Annotated in this window: 19 protein-coding genes; 8 read left to right on the top strand and 11 right to left on the bottom strand. The window is 44.6% G+C overall.

Annotated features, from left to right (window positions below; all coding sequences use genetic code 11):
• Positions 1–308: 308 nt before the first annotated feature.
• The 5 genes from NL645_RS07725 to NL645_RS07705 all read left to right on the top strand — a co-directional run bounded on the left by NL645_RS07725 (position 309) and on the right by NL645_RS07705 (position 6,018).
• Positions 309–1,229 (top strand): HDOD domain-containing protein, encoded by a 921-nt coding sequence (locus tag NL645_RS07725; RefSeq protein WP_005393212.1) that lies wholly within the window; start codon positions 309–311, stop codon positions 1,227–1,229.
• A 152-nt stretch (positions 1,230–1,381) separates the two neighbouring features.
• Positions 1,382–2,287 carry a lysine exporter LysO family protein gene (locus NL645_RS07720; protein WP_124008744.1) on the top strand — a complete coding sequence of 302 codons (906 nt, stop codon included), beginning with the start codon at positions 1,382–1,384 and terminating at the stop codon, positions 2,285–2,287.
• 206 nt (positions 2,288–2,493) lie between these two features.
• The gene (locus NL645_RS07715; RefSeq protein WP_012841922.1) at positions 2,494–3,006 is read left to right on the top strand and encodes a hypothetical protein; all 513 of its coding nucleotides are present in this window, start codon (positions 2,494–2,496) and stop codon (positions 3,004–3,006) included.
• A 199-nt stretch (positions 3,007–3,205) separates the two neighbouring features.
• Positions 3,206–4,852, top strand: coding sequence for a pyridoxal-dependent aspartate 1-decarboxylase PanP (gene panP / locus NL645_RS07710; protein ID WP_048626251.1), 1,647 nt, complete (start codon positions 3,206–3,208; stop codon positions 4,850–4,852).
• Between the two features lie 311 nt (positions 4,853–5,163).
• Entirely contained in the window at positions 5,164–6,018 is an 855-nt protein-coding gene (locus tag NL645_RS07705) for a MurR/RpiR family transcriptional regulator (RefSeq protein ID WP_005378021.1), read from the top strand.
• A 76-nt stretch (positions 6,019–6,094) separates the two neighbouring features.
• Here NL645_RS07705 and NL645_RS07700 read toward each other — a convergent pair whose 3' ends face one another.
• The gene (locus NL645_RS07700; protein WP_065645318.1) at positions 6,095–7,339 is read right to left on the bottom strand and encodes an iron-containing alcohol dehydrogenase; all 1,245 of its coding nucleotides are present in this window, start codon (positions 7,337–7,339) and stop codon (positions 6,095–6,097) included.
• Between the two features lie 377 nt (positions 7,340–7,716).
• Between NL645_RS07700 and NL645_RS07695 the strand changes: the two genes are divergently transcribed.
• Entirely contained in the window at positions 7,717–7,983 is a 267-nt protein-coding gene (locus NL645_RS07695) for a GrxA family glutaredoxin (RefSeq protein WP_005378026.1), read from the top strand.
• A gap of 174 nt (positions 7,984–8,157) precedes the next feature.
• Positions 8,158–9,840 (top strand): aspartate:alanine antiporter, encoded by a 1,683-nt coding sequence (locus tag NL645_RS07690; RefSeq protein ID WP_006742623.1) that lies wholly within the window; start codon positions 8,158–8,160, stop codon positions 9,838–9,840.
• A 76-nt stretch (positions 9,841–9,916) separates the two neighbouring features.
• Here NL645_RS07690 and fabV read toward each other — a convergent pair whose 3' ends face one another.
• The 8 genes from fabV to NL645_RS07650 all read right to left on the bottom strand — a co-directional run bounded on the left by fabV (position 9,917) and on the right by NL645_RS07650 (position 22,284).
• Entirely contained in the window at positions 9,917–11,119 is a 1,203-nt protein-coding gene (gene fabV, locus NL645_RS07685) for an enoyl-ACP reductase FabV (protein WP_124008743.1), read from the bottom strand.
• Positions 11,120–11,293: 174 nt separating this feature from the next.
• Positions 11,294–13,576 (bottom strand): acyl-CoA dehydrogenase, encoded by a 2,283-nt coding sequence (locus NL645_RS07680; RefSeq protein ID WP_006742625.1) that lies wholly within the window; start codon positions 13,574–13,576, stop codon positions 11,294–11,296.
• Between the two features lie 62 nt (positions 13,577–13,638).
• Entirely contained in the window at positions 13,639–14,283 is a 645-nt protein-coding gene (locus tag NL645_RS07675) for a TetR/AcrR family transcriptional regulator (protein ID WP_005393225.1), read from the bottom strand.
• 726 nt (positions 14,284–15,009) lie between these two features.
• Complete coding sequence (gene nhaA, locus NL645_RS07670) at positions 15,010–16,161, bottom strand: Na+/H+ antiporter NhaA (RefSeq protein WP_253651513.1); 1,152 nt, start codon at positions 16,159–16,161, stop codon at positions 15,010–15,012.
• A 329-nt stretch (positions 16,162–16,490) separates the two neighbouring features.
• Complete coding sequence (locus tag NL645_RS07665; protein ID WP_046874817.1) at positions 16,491–17,615, bottom strand: lipocalin-like domain-containing protein; 1,125 nt, start codon at positions 17,613–17,615, stop codon at positions 16,491–16,493.
• Positions 17,615–20,068, bottom strand: coding sequence for an ABC transporter permease (locus tag NL645_RS07660; protein ID WP_253651512.1), 2,454 nt, complete (start codon positions 20,066–20,068; stop codon positions 17,615–17,617). Before NL645_RS07660 ends, NL645_RS07665 begins: the two co-directional genes overlap by 1 nt.
• On the bottom strand, positions 20,049–20,720 hold the full coding sequence (locus tag NL645_RS07655) for an ABC transporter ATP-binding protein (RefSeq protein WP_005393230.1): 672 nt from the start codon (positions 20,718–20,720) through the stop codon (positions 20,049–20,051). The genes NL645_RS07660 and NL645_RS07655 overlap by 20 nt, the downstream gene beginning before the upstream one ends.
• 187 nt (positions 20,721–20,907) lie before the next feature.
• Positions 20,908–22,284, bottom strand: coding sequence for an MATE family efflux transporter (locus NL645_RS07650; RefSeq protein ID WP_193447182.1), 1,377 nt, complete (start codon positions 22,282–22,284; stop codon positions 20,908–20,910).
• Positions 22,285–22,379: 95 nt separating this feature from the next.
• Here NL645_RS07650 and NL645_RS07645 point away from each other — a divergent pair, with 95 nt between their 5' ends.
• Positions 22,380–23,858, top strand: a complete 1,479-nt coding sequence (locus NL645_RS07645; RefSeq protein WP_253651511.1) for a DUF2867 domain-containing protein — start codon at positions 22,380–22,382, stop codon at positions 23,856–23,858.
• Here the strand turns inward: NL645_RS07645 and NL645_RS07640 are convergent.
• Both NL645_RS07640 and NL645_RS07635 read right to left on the bottom strand, forming a co-directional pair.
• Positions 23,815–24,399: a NapC/NirT family cytochrome c gene (locus tag NL645_RS07640; protein WP_012841927.1), complete on the bottom strand. Its 585-nt coding sequence runs from the start codon at positions 24,397–24,399 to the stop codon at positions 23,815–23,817. The genes NL645_RS07645 and NL645_RS07640 overlap by 44 nt on opposite strands.
• A 22-nt stretch (positions 24,400–24,421) precedes the next feature.
• Positions 24,422–25,045: a c-type cytochrome gene (locus NL645_RS07635; RefSeq protein ID WP_152812362.1), complete on the bottom strand. Its 624-nt coding sequence runs from the start codon at positions 25,043–25,045 to the stop codon at positions 24,422–24,424.
• Positions 25,046–25,084 lie beyond the last annotated feature (39 nt).

Here is a 25,084-nt window from a genome sequence, read left to right as displayed (position 1 = left end):
ATAGCGAATTATAAATGTCGATTTGTTGGCGATATTTTTGTGAGTTGTGCTCACCAACTTGCTTAATCATACTTAACGTTGAAAAATAAGTTAGGACATAGGTCACATATAAAAAAGTATATATTCGGCATACGTGATTAGTTTCACACTTATTATTCATGTGGTGATATTTTTTTGACGCACGGCATGCCCAAAACACGCCATCATTATGATCTCGCTGGCAATTACGAGCACGTGATACGCATTTAATTGATAAAGAATACGCTGTAAGGGTACACTGTACGAAAGATCTCAAGTACAGCGTCACAATGGAACATTTATCATTTTTTTGGCTGCCAAATAATAAAGATAAGCTTATAAACGCACTGGAATCCGAGTTTGCTCAGCTGGTAGAACAGTCCATCTCAACGGGTAAGATTTCATTACCCCCTATTCCTGATGTCGTGCTTAAAATTCAGCAGTTATGTGTCGAAGAACACACCACTATTTCAGATGTTGCTAACTGTTTGTTAGAAGACCCCGGCTTGGCGGCGGTCGTTCTGCGAGTAGCAAACTCTGTAATTTTCAATCGCAGAAACATTACCTGCAATGACTTAACCACCGCGGTATCTCGCCTTGGTATACTGCGCGTGCGTGATATTGTTACCGCACAAGCGATTGAACAACTTAAACATTCAGTAAATTTAACCAAAGAATGTAATGCTATCTTGGTGAAAAGTGCAGCGGTATCCCGAGAACTCGGTGCCGTCATGGTGATATTAGTTCAAGCGTTTCGTAAACACGAGCCAGGTACTTATGGGCACTTGGAGCAAGAAAAAGCATTGCTGGTTGGTCTGCTAGCCGATATCGGTTTGTTTTGTCTAATTAACGAGTACCACCTGTACTTAGATAGAGGCAATTACCTAGATCCTGAAATTGCGTTGCAAATCTTCCAAACTCGTTGTTCAGCAACAAGCAAACTGGTGCTCGAGCGCTGGGGATTTGACAATGACTTTAGAGAGGTCTCCTCAAACGAGAAGTACGAGCAAACACGACCGGAAGTAAGTTATTTAGACATTGCAAGAATCGCGCATCACTTATTGATGTTCCGCAATCATGATGAGCGCATTGATGAACACGAAGTTGAATTCAACTTAACAGGTGCAGAGGTCTTGTATGAACTCAGCAATATGAGTGATACTGACTTCAATGACCAAATACGTGCAGTGCTAAGTGCTAGCGGCTTGTAATTTATCGTTTTCTCACACCTAATTCGCGATAAACGATTCGCTCAAGGCTGAGCAGCGTTTGGTATTTGGTGAAATATCTCTCTAATTTCAACCGATAAATAATTTGATTTATGTATGTTGGTATTATCTCAAAAAAGGAATCATAGAGCTTTATGTTCTCAGGGATGCTATTTATTTTCGCTCCACTTGTTGTGGGGTATCTAATTCCTATATCTCGAGCCTCGTTACTGGAGAAGATCAATCAATCAACGTCCTACCTTATTTACGTCATTTTGTCGTTGATGGGACTTAGCCTAGCAGCGCTCGATAACTTAAGTAGCAACTTACAGAGTATTCTCCTCTATGCGAGTACTTTCTTTTTATGTTTAAGTACCTGTAACCTGTTAGCGCTGCCTATTATCGATAGGATTATTCCTCTCCAGACCAATCAGAATCAAAAGAAGCTGCCACTATCCTCGATGGCTTTAGAATCAGTAAAGCTGATTGTTGTCGTTGGTGGCGGGCTAGTAGTTGGTCTGCTGTTACCCATCGATTTAAGTTGGGTGGATACAGCGAGCGAATGGATACTCTTCCTGCTCCTATTTTTTATTGGTATTCAGCTTCGCAATAGTGGTCTTACTCTTCGCCAAATTTTATTAAATAAACAGGGTATGGCCATTGCGGCAGTTGTGATCGCAACATGTATGCTTGGTGGCGTTATTGCAGCGATACTTTTGGACCTTCCTCTCTATCAAGCCCTCGCGATGGCTTCAGGCTTTGGCTGGTATTCACTCGCAGGAATTTTGACGGGAGACGCTTTTGGCCCCGTGTTTGGGGGAGCATCTTTCCTGATCGAATTGATGAGAGAGCTGGTCGCGCTGGTAGCCATTCCTCTCTTTATTCGCAGCTATCCGTGCACAGCAATTGGTTATGCAGGTGCAACAGCAATGGACTTTACCCTACCTGTTATTCAGACTACAGGTGGTGTGCGTTGTGTCCCAGTTGCCATCGTTAGTGGGTTTATTTTGAGTTTACTGGTACCAGTTATGATGCTTTTCTTTGTATCACTTGCTAGCTAGATCTCAGGTTTTCGCTTTAACATCCATTACAATACGGCAAAAATTCAAATACCCAGTTAACGTCAAAGTGATCAAGATTTTGGCAATAATCCGCTTTCTTTTTATCAATTAGCCCAATGATTTATCACGACTAAAGAGAAAGAAGGGTGAAACATCAACTTATGTGCCTTGCGTTAATAAAGGGATAACAACCAGAAGGAAGAAGAATGAAACGCTTTGTCGTTGCAGCGCTCCTCGCTACAAGCTCAACTTTTACGTTTGCCGCAGATCAACAATGTCTTGCAAGCAAATACGACGGCTATGTTGATGCCTCACTACAGTGGTATCAAGATCTTGTTGATTTGACGGTTACCCAGTATCCAGATCTAAAAGAAGTTAGCCAGTGGTTCTTGGACGGCCGTAAACATCACTTTGAATTAAACCGTGAAGCGGTTCACTATTTTCTAGAGAACGATCCTAGCCGTGTTGCAACAGAACAGCCAATCGAAGCATGGCTAAAATTGGAACAACACGACGTTAAGCAGCTAGCAAGCCGAAGTGATAAGTTAGGTGAAGTCGCAAAACAAACGTTTAGTGACCGTCAATCGACTAACCATCCAAAAAACTACGAACTCCGTTCAGCATTCGCCGACCTGCTTAGCCATCCACAACAAATTGATACCGCGCTTAATAAGTACAATCAGTCAATAGAGAAGATTGAAAAGCAGAAGTGTGATTAATTAATCGTTGAGGATGCTCGAAAACGCCGAGTGTTTTAACACATTAAAATCAACGATTTTTTAATGCGAAGATTGTAGCCCTCACCTAAAATTTTCATTTCAGCAACATGGGTTTCAACAATTAAAACGGGACTTTGCGCCCGTTTTAGTTTAGATTGTGCCGCTCGCATTACCAAAATAACTACAAAGATTCTTTGCTATGGTTAAGGAACAAAAAACCGCTGACGTTAGCTTTGAGAGCTTGCTAAAGATCTTCACTGTCCCAGAAGGTCCTGACTCAACGTTAACCAAAATTGACGAGAGCCTCTCGCGAAATCTAAATCAATTTCTTCGTGAACACATCGTGGCAGAAGAAAAGCCTTTACGCGAAATCGAAAAAGACTTTTCTTCTGCTCAGATTCCTGAGCAGCCAGAGTTCGTGTCAGATCATACAGAACACTTACTCGACACTTTGGTGTCGCACTCCGTTCACACTTCTTCACCAAGCTTCATTGGTCATATGACATCGGCGCTGCCTTATTTCTTGATGCCACTGTCAAAGATCATGATCGCCTTAAACCAAAACCTGGTAAAGATAGAGACTTCTAAAGCCTTTACCCCGCTTGAACGTCAAGTTTTGGGCATGCTACATCGCTTGATCTATGGTCAGAGCGATACGTTTTACGATCAGTGGATGCATAGCGCAAACCACTCATTGGGCGCATTTTGCTCCGGCGGTACCATTGCCAATATCACTGCACTTTGGGTAGCACGTAACAAGGCTTTAAGAGCCAATGGTTCATTTAAAGGCGTTGAGAAAGAAGGCCTATTTAAAGCCATGAAGCATTATGGCTACGATGGCTTAGCGGTATTGGTGTCTGAGCGTGGTCACTACTCCCTTAAGAAAGCAGCCGATGTACTAGGTATAGGTCAAGATGGCTTGGTTGCGGTTAAAACAGATGCCAACAACCGTATTATTGTCGACGACCTTAAAGCGAAAATTGTTGAACTAGAGAAACAAAACATCAAGCCTATTGCTGTTATTGGTGTAGCTGGTACAACAGAGACTGGTAATGTCGACCCGCTACCTGAAATCGCAGAAGTCTGCCAAGCTCACGGTTGTCATTTCCATGTGGATGCCGCATGGGGTGGCGCAACACTTATGTCTAATCACCACCGTCACCTTCTTAACGGTGTGGAAATGGCAGACTCAGTAACCATTGATGCGCACAAGCAACTCTACATCCCGATGGGCGCTGGTATGGTTCTGTTCAAAGACCCTGACGCAATGAAATCCATAGAGCATCACGCTCAATATATCTTGCGTAAAGGCTCAAAAGACCTAGGCAGTCATACATTAGAAGGCTCTCGTTCAGGCATGGCAATGTTGGTCTATGCCGCAATGCACATCATCAGCCGCCCTGGCTATGAGCTGCTGATAGACCAAAGCATTGAAAAAGCTCGCTACTTTGCGGATTTAATCAAGCAGCAAGATGATTTCGAGTTGGTTTCTGAACCAGAGCTTTGTCTGCTCACATACCGCTACTTGCCGCCATTCATCCGTGAGGCATTAGCAAAAGCGGAAGGTTCACAAAAAGAACAACTGAATGAACTGATTAATGAATTAACACAGTTTATTCAAAAGCGTCAGCGCGAAACGGGCAAATCGTTTGTTTCACGTACAAGACTGAACCCAGACCAATGGCAGCGCATGAACACGATTGTGTTCCGAGTGGTTTTGGCTAATCCGCTGACGACCAAAGAGATTTTGAGTTCGGTGCTTGATGAACAGCGTGAAATCGCCAAGCAAGCACCAAATTTGATGGAAAGAATTCAGCAGGTGGTCACTAATATCCAATCGTCTTAATGGCCCGAAAGAGTTACATCAATTTGAAATTTTTTTTCGTTTTGATGTAACTCAAGCATCATTCTCGTGCGACTGGCGCAACAAAACATCGATTACACATCCAATTCTGTAGTTTTTACAACATTTTGTTTGAGGCCTGTCAAATTCTCACTAAATAGTATCCGTTATTGGTTTAGACTGATTGAAGATCAGGTTTATACTGATTCTATGGCGCTGGTTGTTTTCGTTAACGCCCCACTCTACTCTGGAATCTTCGTGTTTCCTTTCGTTAACAGAGCCAGCGAGTTGTTCTCTATACCCTCGTGAACACTATGAATACATTAGAAAAAATTCAAAAAAACCTGGAGAATTTCAGTAAGTCAGAGCGCAAAGTTGCGGAAGTAATTATGGCGTCTCCACAAACTGCAATTCATTCAAGCATTGCAACGTTGGCTAAAATGGCTGATGTTAGTGAGCCCACTGTAAACCGCTTCTGTCGTCGTCTGGACACCAAGGGCTTTCCAGATTTTAAGCTTCACTTGGCACAGAGCCTAGCCAACGGTACCCCTTACGTTAACCGTAACGTGGAAGAAGACGATGGCCCAGACGCGTACACCCATAAGATTTTTGAATCGACCATGGCGTGTTTAGATGTCGCGAAAAACAGCCTAGATCCAATGCAAGTGAACCGTGCGGTCGATTTGCTAACGCAAGCGAAGCGCATTTCATTCTTTGGCCTTGGTGCTTCATCTTCTGTAGCCCGAGACGCACAAAACAAGTTTATTCGCTTTAACATTCCAATTACTTGTTTTGAAGACATTGTCATGCAGCGCATGAGTTGTATTAACTGCAGTGATAATGATGTTGTGGTTCTTATTTCTCACACAGGTCGAACGAAGAGTCAGGTCGAAATAGCAAACCTTGCTCGTGAAAACGGCGCGACGGTCATTGCGATTACAGCAAAGGACTCACCGCTAGAAAAGGCAAGTTCACTCGCTATTACGCTTGATATTCCTGAAGATACCGACGTCTATATGCCAATGGCGAGTCGAGTTGTACAGATGACGGTGATTGATGTACTTGCAACTGGCTTCACACTTCGCCGTGGTACAGGTTTCCGTGAGAACCTAAAACGCGTAAAAGATGCGTTGAAAGACAGTCGCTATGACAAGCTAAGTCAGTACTAAGTCCTGCTGTTTAGTGAAAGTTTAATAAAGGGGAGCTCTACGCTCCCCTTTTTTCAATGTGCTTTAGATCAATACATCAACCCAAGTCGTTCACACTCGATAAGTCCGTTCTTGATTCAAGCACTTCTACAGAGCTCACGTGTTGTGTGCTCTCTGCCACACACTCTCCACTGCAATCACAGACTTGCTGCAATATGTATATCAAACGTTCCTGATTAAGGGGTAGCGGGTTGCCTTTGATCGCCATCGACTTAAGCGCATCGTTCGCCACTTGTTCAAAAGAAGTTTGGCATACTCCGAATTGGCCAAGTAACGGCAACGCTAACTTATCTAACACCATATTTACCCAAAGAACCCCATCGTGCTCATTCGCGTTCGCACGATCGGTAACCAGTTGGGCAAGTTTACGATAACGATTTATCACATCATTCCTACCAGCGAGCTTCGCGGCGTTAATATTTTCCTGCATCACGTGCGGTGCAAGACGCGCCGTGATCACGCTGTGGGGAGCATCTAACTTACCTCCTAACGCCGACGCAAGCCCATGCGCAGCACCTAATTTGGCATTAGTAATGGCCATGCCACCGAGCAACGCAGCGAACGATAAATCCGACCGAGCCTTATGATTATCTTGCTTACAAGCAGCAATCACTGAACGGCTTAAACGACGAAGTCCCTCTTCGCACACCATATCTGTAAGAGGGTTTGGCTCACCACACACATACGCTTCCATCAAATGAGTGAACGCATCCATCGCGCCACGCCCGGATGTGTATTGATCGGTTCCATAAGTGAGCGTCGGATCCACAATGGCAACGTCTGCCAGCATATCAGGGCTTCGAAGACTCACTTTCACTTTATCTTGTCCAGACTTCAACACCGCATTTCGAGTCACCTCTGAGCCCGTGCTTGCTGTCGTAGGAATTGCAATAAAATGAAGAGGTTTTGCCTTTAATGGTACGTTTCTTCCTACCACTTCGACGTAATCGTAAACATTGCCTTGATTAGGAATAATAGCGGCTAGGGCTTTACCCATATCGATGACACTGCCACCGCCAATAGCAATCACCATATCAGGCTGGAATTTTCTACCGAGTACCGCGGTCTCTTCTACCATTGTGATATAAGGTTCGCCATTGATTGCTACGTGTTGGTAACGCATATTTTGAGCTTTAAGGTAGTTAATGATGGGCGTGGCTCGTTGGGTATCCTTCCCGGTTACCAGCAAAACACTGTAGCCAAATTGGTTGATAACGGATAATGAAGACTGAAGTGCACCTTCACCAAATATAATCCTTGTTGCAGTCATAAACTGAAACATACACATCCTCCCAAAATAATATACCCAAATAACCTCTTGCCCTCTGATTTAACACTTATGTAAGAGTTGAAGTCATTTGCGTATAGCCAGATTAGATTGCTATGTTTTTGAATAAAAAAAATTGACCAATTCCACCTTGCCATCATTAACCCCTTAAAATGTATGTTTTTTATGCGTCACTTCACATACTTTAGAGCCATAGAATAAGGGAGCGCGTTTAGTTTTTATTCGATAGATTTCACCTATAGAACCAAGAGGTAATTGCCGCTTTATTTCCGTATCTGGATCGGGCATAGTTACTGCAACAAAAGAGAGCGCACTCAGCCGCTATGTTTTGTACGCTTTCAAAAAAGAATAGATTTAGGAGAAATAAGATTATGTTCGTTGTTATCTTTGGTCGCCCTGCATGTCCTTTCTGTGTTCGTGCAAAAGAACACGCAGAAACGCTAAAAGCGAAGCGTGACGACTTCAACTACCGTTACGTTGATATCCATGCTGAAGGCATTTCTAAAGCAGATCTTGAGAAAACAGTTGGTAAACCAGTTGAAACTGTTCCTCAAATCTTTATCGACCAAGAGCACATCGGTGGCTGCGACGAGTTCGAAGCATACGCGAAAGAGCACCTAGGTCTATTTGACGAGTAATAAAGACAGTTTTTAAGAAAGCCGCTTCATGCGGCTTTTTTATTATTTTTCAGTTGGTTATTACCTTACGTCAACTAATGGTAAAACCTAAAAAAATTCACTTATCTTTTTGCTATATTTAGTTACAATTCGCAATTCTTAATCTTTTTGGCACACACTTTACCGAGCCACACAGTGAACATAGACGTCGTATACCTTCTTGAGCAAAACCCTATCCTTCTAATCTTCGTCGTATTAGCCATTGGCCTTGCCATCGGAAAAATCCGATTTGGCAAATTACAACTAGGCAACTCCATAGGCGTTCTTATTACCTCGTTGGTAATGGGTCACCTTGGCTTCTCATTCAATGCAGAAGCATTAACCATTGGCTTTATGCTGTTTATCTATTGCGTCGGCATTGAAGCTGGACCAAACTTTTTTGGCATATTCTTCAGAGATGGTAAGCATTACTTTATTTTAAGTATGACCGTTCTCGTGTCCGCAGTCAGCTTAACGTATGGCTTGAGCCACTATTTCGGCCTCGATTTTGGCTTGTCAGCCGGTATGATGGCTGGCGCGTTGACAGCAACACCTGTACTGGTTGGTGCACAAGACGCTCTTAACTCTGGCCTTGCGACTATACCGCGCAATATGGATTTTTCTTTGGTATTAGAAAATCTATCCGTAGGTTACGCGATGGCTTATCTGGTCGGCCTAATAAGCATGATCATGTTCGCGAAGCTGTTGCCAAAACTACAAAAGCAGAATCTGTCTGATTCTGCGCAGCAAATTGCTCAAGAACGTGGCCTTGGAAATTCAAGCCAAAGAAAAGTGTACTTACCGATTATTCGTGCTTACCGAGTCGGCCCAGAATTGATTGACTGGACTGACGGCAAGAACTTGCGTGAACTGGGCATTTATCGTCAAACTGGCTGTTACATTGAGCGAATCCGCCGTAACGGTATTCTCGCCCATCCAGATGGTGATGCTATTTTGCAAGAAGGTGATGAAATTGCACTGGTTGGCTTCCCTGATAGCCATGCTCGCTTGGATCCTAGCTTCCGCAACGGTAAAGAAGTATTTGATCGTAACTTGCTTGATTTGCGCATCGTTGAAGAAGAAATTGTCGTAAAAAGTGACGCTATCGCAGGCAAGCGTTTATCGGATTTAAACTTATCTGAGTTTGGCTGTTTCTTAAACCGCGTGGTACGTGCGCAAATAGAAATGCCGATGGATTTAGACATTGTTCTCGCTAAAGGTGACGTCCTTCAGGTAAGCGGCGAGAAAAGCCGAGTACATGGACTCGCGGAAAAAATCGGTTTCATCTCGATCCACAGTCAAATGGCCGATTTACTCGCTTTTTGCAGCTTCTTTATTTTGGGTATTCTGTTTGGCCTCATCACGATGACATTCGGCCAGGTTTCGTTCAGCTTGGGTAACGCGGTAGGTCTTTTGTTATCTGGTATTACACTTGGTTTCTTACGAGCAAATCACCCTACTTTCGGCTATGTCCCGCAGGGGGCGCTGAATATGGTCAAAGATTTGGGTTTGATGTTCTTTATGGTGGGAATAGGTCTAAGTGCAGGCGGAAAGATGTTCGAGCACTTGACTCAAGTTGGTCCAAAAGTGATTGGTTTAGCATTCATTGTTAGTGTTGTGCCTGTAGTACTGGCCTATTTAGTGGGCGCACACATACTCAAGATGAACCGTGCCCTGCTCTTCGGTGCCATTATTGGTGCCCGAACTTGTGCCCCAGCTATGGATGTCGTCAACGACTACGCTAAATCCACTATCCCAGCTCTTGGCTATGCGGGTACCTATGCGATTGCCAATATTCTGATGACGTTAGCCGGTACGATCCTGATAATATTAAGTTAATAACTTTGACTGATGAAAGCAAAAAAGGCGCTCAATGAGCGCCTTTTGTATATCGGTTGTCTAATCAGTCATTCGATTAGATTTGGATAAAATCAGCTTCAACCGCTGGATTTACATCCGCTTCGTAATCTACGCCTTCAACACCGAAACCAAATAGTTTCAAGAACTCTTCTTTGTACTCTACGTAGTCAGTCAGTTCTTTTAGGTTCTCAGTCGTAATTTGAGGCCATAGCTCACGACAGTGCCGCTGAATGTCGTCACGAAGTTCCCAGTCATCCAGACGTAGACGGTTCATCTCATCCACTTCTGCTGCGCTACCATCTTCTTTGTACAGACGTTGGCTGAACATACGATAGATTTGTTCCATACAGCCTTCGTGTACGCCTTCTTCGCGCATTTTCTTGAATACCATTGCAATGTACAGTGGCATAACAGGAATTGCGGAACTTGCCTGAGTTACAACAGATTTAAGTACAGCAACATTTGCACTGCCGCCTGTCGCTACTAACTTGTCGTTTAGCGCTTTCGCCGCACGATCTAGGTCCATTTTCGCTTTACCTAGTGCGCCATCCCAGTAGATTGGCCAAGTTAGCTCAGTACCAATGTAGCTGTACGCGACTGTCTTACAGCCTTCAGCAAGAACACCAGCATCAGACAGTGCATTGATCCAAAGCTCCCAGTCTTCACCGCCCATAACGGTTACTGTGTCTTTGATTTCTTCTTCTGTTGCAGGCTCGACACTTGCTTCGATGATCACATCTTTGTTGGTATCAACAGCAGTTGATGTGTAAGTTTCACCGATAGGCTTAAGCGCTGAACGAACTAGCTCGCCAGTTTCTGGCATTTTACGTACTGGGGAAGCCAGTGAGTAAACCACCATATCGATCTGACCTAAATCTTCTTTGATCAGTTCGATAGTTTTCTGTTTCGCTTCATTTGAGAAAGCGTCGCCGTTTAGGCTTTTTGCGTACAGGCCTTCTTCACGCGCTAGCTTTTCAAAAGCAGCTGCATTGTAGAAACCTGCCGTACCTGGTTTCTTCTCCGTACCTTCTTTTTCGAAGAAAACACCGATAGTTGATGCACCGCCACCAAATGCCGCAGCGATACGAGAAGATAGACCGTAGCCACTTGATGCACCGACAACAAGAACGCGCTTAGGTGCGTTTTTGATTGGGCCTTGCGCTTTAGTGTACGCAATTTGTTCTTTTACGTTAGCTTCACAACCAACAGGGTGCGTTGTAGTACAGATAAATCCACGAATTCTAGGTTTGATGATCATATTCAACTTCCTTTAAAAAACCTTGTTAGGATAAAAGTTTCGTCGGGATTTCGCATCTAATTTCTGTAAAAATGCTCTGAAAAGGCAAGTGGTTGGAGCACTATCCCAACATCCACTCAGCAAGAACACAAAAAAGCACCTCATTGAGGTGCTTTTCGTAGTATTAACGGTTTACTATGCCGCCGGGTTCAAATGCGACTTTTTTGGGCAATCGGTTCGTACTTCAGAAAAGTCATGACTAAAGTGGTCAACTTGAATCGCCTTGTAACGCAATTTGTCTGCCGCCATGATTTGGTCAATTTCTTGCTCAGTTAGCACGCCAGCTTCAAATGCTTGCTGCAGACGGTCGTGTAGCAGACCTTTACGAGCCACTTTCCCATCCTTCGCCGCCTTCATAAGCTTACGCTCTAATGGTTTGATTTCGTACATTGCGAGGAAGGCATTCTCCATTAAGCCTACGCTGTCGTCGTCGGATTTTCCGATGTAGCAAAGATGCGTGAGTCGATCACGTTGTGCTCCTGGCGTCATCATCGCTTCCGCCAGATTCACACACAGTTCATCGCTTGGCTTATTGAAATGATTGCCAAGTGGGAACAATAACCCTTTCAGCACACCGCCAACGTATTTCACAGGGAAGTTGGTATAAGCCTCATTTAATGACTTAGATGCGTTATACAAACAATGTTGAACGGCGTAGTGGACAAAATCTAGATCGCCTTGTTGACGTCCTTCATCTTCATACTTTTTCAGTGCGGCAGACGCCATATATAGATAGCTTAAGCCATCACCCAGACGTGCGGAAATCATTTCTTTACGCTTCAAATCACCGCCTAGTGTTAACATCGCGAAGTCAGCACTAACGGCAAGCGCTCGGCTTAATCTTGTGATTTCTTTATAGTACTGCTGTGTTGGGCCACTCATGTGCGCTTTTACAAACCGAGAACCAGTTAGCGCCGCGCCAAATGCACCAAATGTATTGCCTACCGCATGTTTGATGTGTTTAAAGAGCAAGTTGTCAAATTCTTTCGCCCCTTGTTCAGAATCTGGATTCGCAGCAGCTTCCATTTCTTTTAGTACATATGGGTGACAACGAGTCGCACCTTGACCAAAAATCATCAGGTTACGAGTCAGAATATTCGCGCCTTCAACAGTGATAGCAACTGGAATACCGAGATAATGTTTAGCAAGATAGTTCATTGGGCCATCTTGAATCGCACGACCTGCATGAATATCAAACGAATCATTTAGAATAGTACGCGCGATTTCCGTCATGTGGTACTTGGCAATCGCGGTTACGATCCCAGGTTTTTCTTTCATATCGAGAGAAGTCGTCGTCAGCGTACGTGTCGCTTCTAGTAGGTAAGTAAGACCACCAATGCGCCCCATTGCTTCTGCGACACCTTCAAACTTACCGATCGACATACCAAACTGTTTACGCACGTAAGCATAAGCACCGGTTGTACGTGTAGTAAGATGACCAATCGCTGTGCCAAGCGCTGGGAGAGAGATACCACGACCAGCAGAAAGACACTCAACCAGCATACGCCAACCTTTACCTGCGTAATCAGCGCCACCGATCAACCAGTCCATAGGGATGAAGACATCTTCACCACGAGTCGGACCATTCATAAATGCAGAACCCAGAGGATCATGGCGCTCGCCTATCTCGACACCTTCATGGTCAGCGGGGATCAGCGCACATGTGATTCCAACCTCTTTCTTATCACCAAGTAGCCCTTCTGGATCCTGTAGCTTAAATGCTAATCCGAGCACTGTCGCCACTGGCGCAAGTGTGATGTAGCGTTTATTCCAGCTAACTCGCACGCCAAGCACTTCCTTGCCTTCGTGAGTGCCATAACAAACTACGCCTTGATCTGGTATACCACCGGCGTCAGATCCCGCTTCGGGCCCTGTTAATGCAAAACAAGGAATGTCGGTACCATCAGCTAAACGAGGCAACCAGTAATCTTTTTGCTCTTGCGTGCCATAGTGCGATAAAAGCTCACCTGGACCAAGAGAGTTCGGTACCATTACCGATACCGCGGTACTGATACTTCGAGTCGCAATACGAGAAACAATGGTTGAGTTCGCTAAAGCGGAAAATTCACGACCACCATACGCTTTTGAAATGATCAGTGAGAAAAATCGCTCTTTACGTAAGTACTCCCATACTTCAGGCGGTAAATCCCTGTCTTCTTTGACAATCTTCTGGTCATCAAGCATTTCTAGCAGGGTTTCAAGCTCATTATCCATAAATGACTGCTCTTCTGCTGTCAGTGTCGGCGTTGGATAATGGTGCAATGTAGTGAAGTTAGGCTTGCCTGAAAATAGTTCGGCATCCCACCACACACTACCCGCTTCCATCGCCTCTTTCTCGGTGCTAGAGAGAGGTGGCAATACTTTTTTGAACACTTTAAAAGCTGGGTCACTAATCCATTTTCTTCGTAGAGAGCTCATAGTTCAGATCCTTTTGTTCACGTAACCGCTCTGGGCATAATTTTATTATTGGTTTAACTTTCTTATTTGTCTTGTGCCAACTGCTTCGCTGACATTCCTGCTGACAAATAAGGAATCAGTAAATCGACGACAGATTTCACATCGACTTCCTTTTCAAATTTACTTTCAGCAAGCTCCGAAAGAGCCTGGCTTGAAGCCATCGTAAATACGCAGGTACCTAGCGTGAAGTGCAGTCGCCAAAACAGCTGCTCCTCACATAGTTCCGGGTTTGCCTTCATTATCGAGAAGGTGAAGAGGTTAAGTACCTCTTCATATCGAGTGGTGATGAACCAACGCAGATGACCTTGTACGTCTGTGTAACCACGGCCAATTAACAACATGAATAATGCAGTACCATTGGGGCGCACATCATTTAATGTACGCAAAGGTAAACGCAATGACTCAAAGACGTCGTCCATGTCGTAGCTATCACGCGTATTTAACTCAATTAGTGAGGTTTTAATGCTCGGCATGAGCGCTTCTAGGTATCTATCTAAAACCGCTCTAACTAGCGTTTTTTTATCGCCAAAGTGATAATTTACCGATGCTAAGTTGACGTTCGCTTTACCTGTTATCGTTCTTAGCGAAGTATCATTAAAACCATGTTCAGCAAAGAGTCCTTCTGCGACATCGAGTATTTTTTCTTTTGTTGATGTTCTCGGGGCCATTTTAATCACTCGTATTAAACAACTGTTTGAAAATATACTCCTGAAACCTTAGATTAACAAATGATTAACATCACACTTTCACCAATTGGTCTGACCAGAACTTAGAAGGTGTGATCTAATCTTTTGAATTTAAGTCTAATAAGCAAATGATGCTCGCCTGAAGAAAATGACCAAGTTTCGCAAACCATCGTATTTGAAACGCTAGCAATGTCGTTGGGCGGTCGGAGCAGGAGGTGCGGGTTTGAAATGCAATTTAAGTTTATAGCTACTATAGAAAAGAGGGCTATCGAGTTTCAAACCGCCATTAAGTTGGTTACGCTGTTCGCCTCTTCTCTTACTTCTTTACGATACAAGCGGGCAGAAAGAATTAAATCGAATTTTTTTTTGAAAAAAAATGGAACTGTTTGGAAAAGGCTCGGTCTGAATAAATGTAACAACTAGGGCATTTTAAGTTTCACTGGCCGTCAAACTTGTTTCCATCTAATTGTTACGTTGCTGCTTTTTTCTTATTAACTCCTATGTTTGTATCCGCCCAGTCAAATTTTCGGCTGGGCTTTTTTTCGCCCGCAGATCTACCAACCTACCTTTTTCGATGATTCCGTTCATCTCCATGGTCTAGATATCCGCTCAATACGAAAGTGTCGCTATTAAGTCGCTGATGTACTGAACTATGGGTATAAAAAAGCCTCCCGATTGGGAGGCTTTACAAAATAGCGCATTTTTATCTTACGCTTGCGCTTTCTTAGGCAAAGAAAAGTGCAGTAAGGCATAGCCAAGTAATGCTGCTGTCGTCGAACCCATTAAGATACCGAGTCGAGCATAGGTATCAAATTCAGGACTTACATTTCCGAACGCTAAAGAGGAAATGAAGATAGACATTGTAAAGCCAATACCACACAACACAGATACCGCAAAGATATGCTTGAAGTTAACGCCTTCAGGTAACTTAGCAACGCCTATTTTTACCGCTGCCCAGCTAAAGGTAAAGATACCTAGAGGCTTACCAACCAGTAGACCCAAAGCAATACCGAGTGGCAGCATTGAAGTTAGACCTGACATCGATACGCCTTCTAACGAAATCCCCGCATTGGCAAATGCGAATAGAGGCAGAATACCAAATGCCACGTATGGGTGAAGCGCGTGCTCCATATGTTTAAGTGGAGAATGTTCGCCCTGCTTTCCCTTTAGTGGGATAGCAAAACCAATCACTACACCTGCCAATGTTGCGTGAACACCAGATTTAAGCACCGCAAACCATAAGATCGCACCGACGATCATGTATGGCGTAAGTTTTGTTACTTCCTTCGCATTCAACATGAATAGGACACCAGTCATGATGAAGCCAACAAGCAACGCCATGGTCGACAGGTCACCAGTGTAAAATAGCGCGATAATAACAACCACACCCAAATCATCGATGATAGCAAGCGCTAGCAAGAACACTTTTAGGCTTACTGGTACACGCTTACCTAATAACGCCATGATACCTAAAGCAAAAGCGATATCTGTCGCCGCTGGAATTGCCCAACCAGAAATCGCCTCAGGATCGTTGGCATTAAAGGCTACGTAAATAAGAGCAGGAGCTAACATACCGCCAACCGCTGCAATCGCAGGGAAAATTGCGGTTTCTTTTGATTTTAACGCACCTTCAAGTAGCTCTCGCTTAACTTCAAGGCCAATGAGTAAGAAGAAAACAGCCATTAGGCCGTCATTAATCCAGTGAGAAACTGACATACCAAATACATAAGTATGCAGTACAGATTGATACGTTTCGCCCAGCGGTGAGTTAGCAATGGTCATCGCAATTGCCGCGGCAATCACGAGAAGAATACCACCAGCTGATTCCATTTTGAAAAAGTCACGAATGACATCGTTCATGGTTTCGTCCTTATATTTATTATCTTAATAAACGATTAACAAAGAGTGATAAGAGTGTATAGCGGTCGAAAACTTTAGAATAATCGCTTCTTCAGAGTATAAACTTCGATTTTTCCGATATGAAGTTTACTATACATCGTATTTTCCAACATAACACTCAATTTTGATCACAGCGCGTACTTGTTGTTATCGCGCCAAATGTTTATCAAGATTATGAGAAAATCAGCATAACATGGCATGTACTGTCATGATAACCCCATACTTTTGAGAAAAATTCAGGAAGTTTCATCCACTAAAAAACCACCCATTGGGGTGGTTTTTATCAGAATTTAATAACCGGTGAGCTGCATAAAGCCCCAAGCCTCGTTGGAGCCAGAAGCTAAGGTAGGACCTTCCCAATACGGTATAACAAAAGGAAGCCACATATCTGATTTGATAATACGAGTGGTCAAGTTAATTTGATGCTTTGGAATATTAATAATCCACTGCAAAGGCAGCCTTCTTCCATTTGATAAACTGGTCACTTGCATTGGTTTAATACTGATATCATCATCTGAGAGATTGATGACTTTACCTGAGCGTGTGGACAAGGTGCCAAACACGTGCGGTGTTTGTCCATGGTGGCGATAGCGGCTGACAGTCAGTGCTCGACCATCATCTAAATTGAATACAAACCAATCCCAACCCTGTTGCCCTTCACCAATTAAGCCACTGCCCCACTCTTTCTGAGCCCAAGCAGAGCCAGCAACAGAGAAGCGTTTGCCATTAATGTTCAAACTCCCTTTCACCTTTAAAAATGGCGCACTAAAACTGAAAGAGGCAACAGATTGCAACGCATGTTTAACCTGAAAACCTTTGTCTCCATTCACGACAAAGGGGCCATTTGTCATAGTATTGAGATCTAAACCAAACGTATCGGTAGTCACATTCAAGTTACCAGGGAAAGGCGTTGCACCAAGTGAACGCCACGTCCAATTATCAATCCATAACCTGAAAGGACGATTAGTCATGCCAGCTTGGCCTATCCCGCCTCTCGCTACACGTTGCTCTTTCCAGACGTGCGAACCATGGCTAACGACAACATGTGAAATATACAGTTGAGGGTTTTGCCATCCGCTGGTTTCTCGCTCGTCCGTCGCGACCCTGAAGTAACTCCATTGAACATTGTATATTTTCCCTTGTTCATCTTTCAGTTTCGCAAAGTAGTGCCACCATTCATGTTGGTACTCGGGATGAAAGCGAAAATCTGACGGTAAAGAGACATGCTCGTCAGGTAATACAGGTTCGAAAATCGTTTGATTTTCACGCGTTAGAATAGAATTAAGCTCGCTTTCTTGTGTCGCTGTCGCTTCCAACCAAAAAGTTGAGTAAAAAGCAGCACCGGTCAAAAAGGCAAACGTAATAACAATGATCGTTGAAACTAACAAGCGTTTTTTAGAGCCCACTTTTTTCATTACAACGCATCCCTTAATGACTTCATTGGCGTACTCTTAATCATTCTAATAACTGGCAATGCGCCAGCAATCATGATGGCAAGCATCGCCCAAGCAATAGTTTGAGCATATTCCCAAGGGATCGTTTGAAGCTCCAGAGACCAGCCGAATGATTGCTTAATGATAATATCAACGATCAAGTGTGCAAGTGCCAGACCAAGTGGCACCGCAATAATTGCGGAAATGGCCCCGAAGACAAACAACTGCAAACCACCCAATGCGACAAGTTCCTTTCCGGATACCCCCATACATCTCAGCAAAGAGAAGTGCCGCTGCCGCGACAACTCGCCCGCCAATGTCGCGAAGAATAAGCCAAACACAGCAATAATCAGCGTGATGTTGCCCAAGGTTCCTGCAATAGCGAAGGTATGATCAAATACCCTCATTGCCTGACTATAAATATTACCATTATCAAACACACGGTCTTGCGGGAGGCGGAATACATTTTCTAAGCGATTTTTCAGCCCCTCCCCATTAACGCTATCTTTTAACACTACACCAAGGCCAACATTGCCCGTCCCTGCAAATGCATACAGCCAATTCCGGTGCGACATCATCACCTGGTTATACGGGTTTCCATAATCGTAATAAACACCAACAACTTGCCAGTCTCCACCCAGTGGTTCCTGCAAGTTAATGAAGTCTCCTGGGCGAATATCCAACTTCAAGGCCATCGATTCACTCACCATCAAGCTCTTGGTCGCGTGCAGTTGATACCAGTAATTCGGGACACCTAGTTTTACCGTCAGTGCATCTAGCTCACCTTCAGAAGAGCCTGTACTCACCACTTGCAAAGCACCATGTTCGGTTGGCATATCTTTTTCCCAACGCCACCAAACCGAGTTGACTTCTGGTTGGTTTTGCAGCCACGCACTCATCCGAGCTGCTGAGTTATTTGTCGGATAGATATAAATATCCGCTGCTAATCGCTGGCTGAGCCATTTATCGGTTGTATCCCTAAAGCTGCCTACCATCGTTTCTACGCCGATATTTGCCGCCAGTGCCAACATAAACGCCATTGTTGCCACACCGCGATAACTCATGCTCGCAGCTGCATCGGCAAAAAACCAACGTACACGTACCCAACGCATGGTGTAAGAAAAGCTCTGGAACATATGCCACATAATAAATGGCATGAACAAGGCCACACTAACCAACATCAGCGCAATAATGGCAAAGCCAGTTTCTTGTGTTTTCGGTGCTTGATACACTGCGATTGCCGCGACACAAAACGCACACGCAGCAAGAGCCTGCCAAGAGAACTCACGCCCTGCAAATCGCATTAATGACAGTCGAGAAGATAGACGAATTGGCTGTGACTTCAACAAACGAATCAATGGCCACAAACACGATAGTAATGCGCCCATCGCTGCCATGATCAGACTATATAAGCTGGACTGCCAAGACCATCCTATTGTTAAGCCTACGTTGGCATCGTACAAATCGCTCAGGCTCGATGAGACTGCAGGGATCAGCTCATTTGCCAAGATCAAACCAAAAAAGTTACCACACGCCCACGCAATAAAGACGAGCAACGACAACTCTAACAACAATGCTTGAGCCAACTGCGTTCCGTTGACCCCCGTCTGTCTCAAAATACCCACCAAACGTTGTCGCTGAATAAATGACAAAGACATCGCTTGATAAAAAATAAACAACCCGACCAAAAATGACAGCATCCCCATCGCAGTGAGATTCATGTGGAATGCATTAGTTAACGACTCAAGCTCCGTGCGCGTATTCCTAACGAGCGTCATACCATTGGGAAGCATGTTTTTCAGTGCTATTAGTTTTTCCTCTGGCATTTCACCACAAGAAATCGCAGACAAACCTGAGCTCCGCTTGAGCATACGCAGTAATGAGATGTCGGTAACCAGCCGAGTCCCTGAGAGCATTTTGTTTTTATCGACTTGAATCGGTCCGAGACGACTTCCGTCATTCATCTCAATAAAGTCCCCATCCTGCCAACTCATGTAAGCGGCCAAATCTTGACTGACTAGAATGGGATAAGGAGGTTTCATTAATGATAGAACGGGCATCTCACCCAAAGATTTGCCTTGCTGCAATGGAATCATCGCGACAGGATCAATCCCCACCAGCATCAAGCTCATATCGGTTTTAGCATCTAGATGTAGCACGTCAAACGGCGCACATTGGTTAAACCCAGCTCGACGCAACTGGATATAGAAACCTTGAGGGATTTTATTGGCAGAGTGTTTAGTTCGGATTCGGTATGGCAAAGGATTGGAGAAAAGCTTTTCTCCTGTCGCATAACTTTGTTTTGCATGCTGATTGATAGAAGTAACACCAACAAGAAGGGACACGCCTAAGGTTAACCCTAGCCAGACAAGAATAATTTGTAGTGGGTAACGACGGTAATGACCGAGTAGTGCCTTAACTACGGGCCATAACATGCAGTTGCCCTCCTTGAAGTCGAATCTTACCTTCCATATGGGCCGCCACTTTTTCACTGTGTGTCACCAACAATAAAGTGCATTCCAGTTGGCGAGCGAGACTCGTCAATAAGCGCATTACCGCTTCTGCGTTTCGCTCGTCTAGGCTACCAGTTGGCTCATCAGCGAGTAGGATTTTAGGTTCCATATAGAGTGCACGAGCAATAGCAGCACGTTGTTGCTGACCACCAGATGCTTCTTCCGGGTAGCGCCCTAGCAGAGGCATTAAATCCAGAGCAGAAAGAATTTGACGCCACAACTCTTTATCTTCTGGCAAACCTTTTAACTGACGACAAAAACGAATATTGTCGGCAATATTGAGCGTAGGAAGCAGGTTGAACTGTTGGAAGATATTACCAATATTGTTGCGGCGATAAAGGGTTCTCAAATGCTCTGGCGCATCATGCATGGCAAAATTTGGAAACTGAACTTCACCAGAGTCTGCAGTATCCAGTCCGGCAATTAAGTTCAGCAAAGTACTTTTACCCGAACCACTTTCTCCCATCAGAGCGACTTGGTCACCTTGCTGTAATGTTAATTCTGCCCCTTGTAATACAGGGTGAAATTCTCCCCCGTCTACATAGCCTTTACATAGGTCTGACAGTTTTAACATTGATTATGCCGCTCGGATGGTATTTAAAAATTGGGATCAGAATCTACACTAAAATCCTGTTAGTAGAAAGTATTTTGAATGCTTGATCACACTATGAGAGTACAAATGCAACTCGATTCACTTTCTGTTCCTAATTTTGTTGACGTATTGAGCAGATTTTTGCAGCTGCAGAAAGCTCTGTTTACCTCTATTGACCGATAAGGTTTTTCATCCATTTTCGGCTCACCATTCTTGGCAGACAAATCGTCCACTTCACAACTTCCTCGGTCAAAAAGAGTAAGTAAACCCATTGCGGCTCCCAACCGAGCTGAATCGCTGCAAATGCCGCGAGTGGAATCCCAATCACCCACTGCGCAAGAATGTCTTGATACAAACAAAACTTAACGTCGCCACCCGCACGTAATACCCCAACAATGACCATCATCGGCACCGAGCGTAATACGACACCTAAAGCAAGAATCACCATAAACTGTTCAGCTAACTGGCGAGTATCCGCTGTCAGTGCACTAAACGCATTAAGGATCCATTGATTGGACACTATCAATACAACAGCGACCACAAATGCGATAAACACATTCAAAATGACCGTAGCCCAAGCTTGGTAATACACAGGTTCAAAGTTTTTCGCGCCGAGTTGGTTACCCACTAAAACCGCAGCTGCATTCGATAGGCCAATCATCATAGCGAGAGCGATTGACTCAACGGGCGTCATCACCGACAACGCTGCCAAACCTTGCACACCCGCTTGCCCCATGATGGCATGGTAAGCGAACAATCCACCAGCCCATGCCAAAAAGTTAAATGTGGTCGGTAAGGAAAGGCTCAAGAAACGCGTTATTTTGTCTACAACCAAACCTGCGCGTATATCATCCCAACCAAATGCAATTATGTGTTTCTTCAGCCATAAATAGCCAAATAGACAACCGACTTCGATAGCGCCACTGATAACCGTTGCAATGGCTGCCCCTGTAATCCCTAAAGCAGGAAAACCTAAGTGACCAAAAATTAACACCCAGTTGAGGAAAACATTAGACAGGATGCCTATACCACTAAAAAATGTGCTCAGCCCCGGTTGGTGCATCGCTCTCAACCCCACCGACATACTAGCGACACACGCAACAGCAAACATGCTAACGGATGAAATAATTAGATAGCTGGCCCCTAACTCAATCACTTCTTGTGAGTCTGTCGTCAGTTTCATGACTGGCTGTGGGAAAATAACAAACAAAGCAACAGCAATGGCGGCAAACACCATGGCTATCATCCATGTTAAAGCGGTACTGCGACGTACCCCGACTTTATCGCCTGCCCCCCAATATTGTGCGGTCAGTAATGCACCACCCGTCGTCACTCCAACTAACATGATAGTAGTAACAAACGTCGCGCGCGCCGCTACCCCAACAGCGGCTATTTCAGCTTCACCAAGTTGGCCGAGCATAAGCACATCAACGAGGCTTCGACTAGAAAACATCATGCTTTGCAGTGTAATTGGTAGCGCGATCGCAAATAAGCGACGTAAGAATGCTTTATCTGCATGTATTGAGAGTTGAGAGAGAAAAGTCACAAGCACTCCAACGACAACTTATTGATAGAATGGGGAAAGTGTCTCATGATTATACTCTGTGGTGTTTATTCCACCAACGATTAAAAGGACAGATAATGAAAAAGGTGTTGGTGCTAGGCGCCTCGGGTTACATTGGTTCTCAACTTCTTCCGTTACTCTTAGATAAAGGTTACGCCGTCACGGCTGCGGCGCGACATATCGATTATTTGGAGTCAAGGACTCGACCCCATCCTAATTTAACGTTGCGGTATCTGGACCTAGCCGACGCAGAAGCCACGCTCGCTGTGGTGAACGATTTTGACTTGGTATTTTTCCTAGTACACGGAATGGCACAAGGCGATGACTTTGTTGAGTACGAGCTAAACCTTGCTTTGAACTTTAAATACGCGTTGGAGCAAAGCCGTGTCAAACATGTCATTTATTTAAGTGCCATCCAACCGCAAACCGGAAACTCGCGCCATTTAGCCGCTCGCAAAGCAACGGGCAAAATTATCCGACAGTCTGGCGTTCCAGTAACTGAATTGCGTGCAGGCGTCATCATTGGCCCCGGTTCCGCGGCTTTCGAGATCATGCGAGATTTTGTCTACAACTTACCTATTTTGATAGCGCCTAAATGGGTCGACTCAAAAGCCAACCCTATTGCCCTACCCAACCTCAATCACTATTTATTGCAGCTGGCCGAAGCATCCCCCCCAGAAGAAAACCAAATTTATGAAGTTGGTGGGCCAGATACACTCAGCTACCGCGAGCAGTTTAAAGTCATATGCCGAATCACCAACAAGCCTTATCGGCTGTGGTCGACACCGTTGCTTACCCCCAAAATGGCATCGTACTGGCTCGGCTTGGTCACCTCTGTACCAGCAAACATCGGCAAAGCATTACTCGCGGGGTTAGAGCATGACTACATTGCCGATTCCAAAGCGATTGAAGCACGATTTCCGCAAACGCTGATCAGCTACGAGCAAGCGGTATCCGATACCATTCAAGATGAAGGCACGTTTGTGCGCAGCAATGTTTGGGGCTTTGAGCCAGCGGCACTTCGTCGATGGCAACCGGGGTATGGCTACTACCCTAAACAAGCCGGTGCGAGCATAAAAACTCAAGCCTCCGCTGCGGTATTATGGAAAGTGGCTCAAAAAATCGGGAGTCGTGAAAAAGGCTATTACTTTGCCAACATTTTGTGGCGCACACGTGAATGGCTCGACATCTTTTTTGGTGACGGGAAACCGATTCGCGTTTCTCCTCCGGGGCCGGAGCTCAAAGTCGGCGATTATATTGACTCTTGGAAAGTGATTCGCTGCGAGGAAGATCAGTTCCTCTCCCTGTTTTTTGGGATGAAAGGCCCAGGGCTTGGACGTTTAGAAATTACCATCAAAGACCATGGTGATGAACGAGAACTGGATATCACCGCTTGGTGGCACCCACAGGGGTTTCTCGGGCTGCTTTACTGGTTTGCCATGATGCCAGCCCATCTATTCATATTCAAAGGCATGGTCAAAGCCATCGCGAAAGAAGCCGAAAGTATCAGTATTACTCCTCAGGTGGGACAGTCTCTGGAGAATCTAGAGAAATAGGCAGGTGATGAGCAATCCCCGCATGGCAATCAATGCACGATTGCTCTCGACTTTCCATCATTTGATGTCGACGCGCAACGGTTCGTCCTTGCGCTTCGAAATCCATCTTGTCAACGGAATGGCAATATCGACACTGTTTTGATTTATTCTCGATAAACTGCTGTGTGACTTCAGCAGCCAACCTCGGACGATGCTCCGCCTCGAAGTTCTCTAACGTAATTTCTCCAGTCAGTTTGTGATAGATATCGGCTGTAGCGCCGATTTTCAATGCGATTTTAGCAAAAAACTCCCTAGGGACATGGCAATCACTGCACGTAGCGGCAACCACACCCTGAGCATTTTTGAAGTGTGGAGATGCTTGGTACTCCTCAACTATCGTATCCATCCCAATATGGCAACTGTAACAAAACTCGTTGCGATTGGTGTAATCCATACCAAAGTGAAAAACACTGAGGGCCGCCCCACCAAGGATAAACGCCAATAAGCCACCAATTGGTATGCCGAGCATCCATTTTCTGTTTGGTTTACGCCATAAACTCATTGGTGTTCATCCCAAAGCAGCGCTAGCGATAACTCGCATAGTATTCTACGAGCGCGTTTAAATCATCGGCACTAAGCCCTTTGAACGCCTCATCCATTTTTTTATCAACGGAGCGTTTGCCTTGCTTAAACTGTTTCAATGTCGTGGCGAGATAGCCCTTCTGCTGACCAGCTAAAATCGAAGCTTCATCCAGAGCGTTACTGCCACCATCCGAATGACAGTTCTCGCAACTTTTCGCGTGGATAGCCTTACCTTTCATCGCTAACGCTTGATCAAAAGACTGCTTAGCTGGCACAAACTCAAGCCCAGCATAATGCTTTGCTAACTCTTCAATCTGCGCCTCAGATAAAGATTTAACTATCGACACCATGTCGCCTTTTTTGCTCGTGTCTCCGTAAGCGTGACTAACAGAATTTGCAGGCCTACCTTCTAGGTAACGTAGCATCTGGTCAAAAAAATTGAATTCGGGAATCCCTGCGATGGTAGGAATATTCGTGTCTGAGCTAACACCGTTTGGCCCATGACAAGCTTCACATTCATGTTGTGAAATTAGCTCACTTGGTGACGCTAAACTGTGGGAGGCCAAAACTGAGCTAATGGCTAACACCGAGGAAAATTTTAGTGAGAATTTAATTAGTTGGTGCATATTAGACTGACTCCGTAGTAATTATCTTTGTTAATCAAA

The organism is Vibrio sp. Y51_MX_L26, assembly GCF_024181935.1.
In the GTDB taxonomy this organism is placed as follows: domain Bacteria; phylum Pseudomonadota; class Gammaproteobacteria; order Enterobacterales; family Vibrionaceae; genus Vibrio; species Vibrio diabolicus.
The sequence above is the reverse complement of the archived record's forward strand: the minus strand, read 5'-3'. Positions and strand labels throughout refer to the sequence as shown.

What these genes read in the sequence shown, in the direction of transcription:
- NL645_RS07725 (WP_005393212.1), top strand. Translation starts at nt 309, where the DNA reads ATGGAACATTTATCATTTTTTTGGCTGCCAAATAATAAAGATAAGCTT.
- NL645_RS07720 (WP_124008744.1), top strand. Translation starts at nt 1,382, where the DNA reads ATGTTCTCAGGGATGCTATTTATTTTCGCTCCACTTGTTGTGGGGTAT.
- NL645_RS07715 (WP_012841922.1), top strand. Translation starts at nt 2,494, where the DNA reads ATGAAACGCTTTGTCGTTGCAGCGCTCCTCGCTACAAGCTCAACTTTT.
- panP (WP_048626251.1), top strand. Translation starts at nt 3,206, where the DNA reads ATGGTTAAGGAACAAAAAACCGCTGACGTTAGCTTTGAGAGCTTGCTA.
- NL645_RS07705 (WP_005378021.1), top strand. Translation starts at nt 5,164, where the DNA reads ATGAATACATTAGAAAAAATTCAAAAAAACCTGGAGAATTTCAGTAAG.
- NL645_RS07700 (WP_065645318.1), bottom strand. Translation starts at nt 7,339, where the DNA reads ATGTTTCAGTTTATGACTGCAACAAGGATTATATTTGGTGAAGGTGCA.
- NL645_RS07695 (WP_005378026.1), top strand. Translation starts at nt 7,717, where the DNA reads ATGTTCGTTGTTATCTTTGGTCGCCCTGCATGTCCTTTCTGTGTTCGT.
- fabV (WP_124008743.1), bottom strand. Translation starts at nt 11,119, where the DNA reads ATGATCATCAAACCTAGAATTCGTGGATTTATCTGTACTACAACGCAC.
- NL645_RS07680 (WP_006742625.1), bottom strand. Translation starts at nt 13,576, where the DNA reads ATGAGCTCTCTACGAAGAAAATGGATTAGTGACCCAGCTTTTAAAGTG.
- NL645_RS07675 (WP_005393225.1), bottom strand. Translation starts at nt 14,283, where the DNA reads ATGGCCCCGAGAACATCAACAAAAGAAAAAATACTCGATGTCGCAGAA.
- nhaA (WP_253651513.1), bottom strand. Translation starts at nt 16,161, where the DNA reads ATGAACGATGTCATTCGTGACTTTTTCAAAATGGAATCAGCTGGTGGT.
- NL645_RS07665 (WP_046874817.1), bottom strand. Translation starts at nt 17,615, where the DNA reads ATGAAAAAAGTGGGCTCTAAAAAACGCTTGTTAGTTTCAACGATCATT.
- NL645_RS07660 (WP_253651512.1), bottom strand. Translation starts at nt 20,068, where the DNA reads ATGTTATGGCCCGTAGTTAAGGCACTACTCGGTCATTACCGTCGTTAC.
- NL645_RS07655 (WP_005393230.1), bottom strand. Translation starts at nt 20,720, where the DNA reads ATGTTAAAACTGTCAGACCTATGTAAAGGCTATGTAGACGGGGGAGAA.
- NL645_RS07645 (WP_253651511.1), top strand. Translation starts at nt 22,380, where the DNA reads ATGAAAAAGGTGTTGGTGCTAGGCGCCTCGGGTTACATTGGTTCTCAA.
- NL645_RS07640 (WP_012841927.1), bottom strand. Translation starts at nt 24,399, where the DNA reads ATGAGTTTATGGCGTAAACCAAACAGAAAATGGATGCTCGGCATACCA.
- NL645_RS07635 (WP_152812362.1), bottom strand. Translation starts at nt 25,045, where the DNA reads ATGCACCAACTAATTAAATTCTCACTAAAATTTTCCTCGGTGTTAGCC.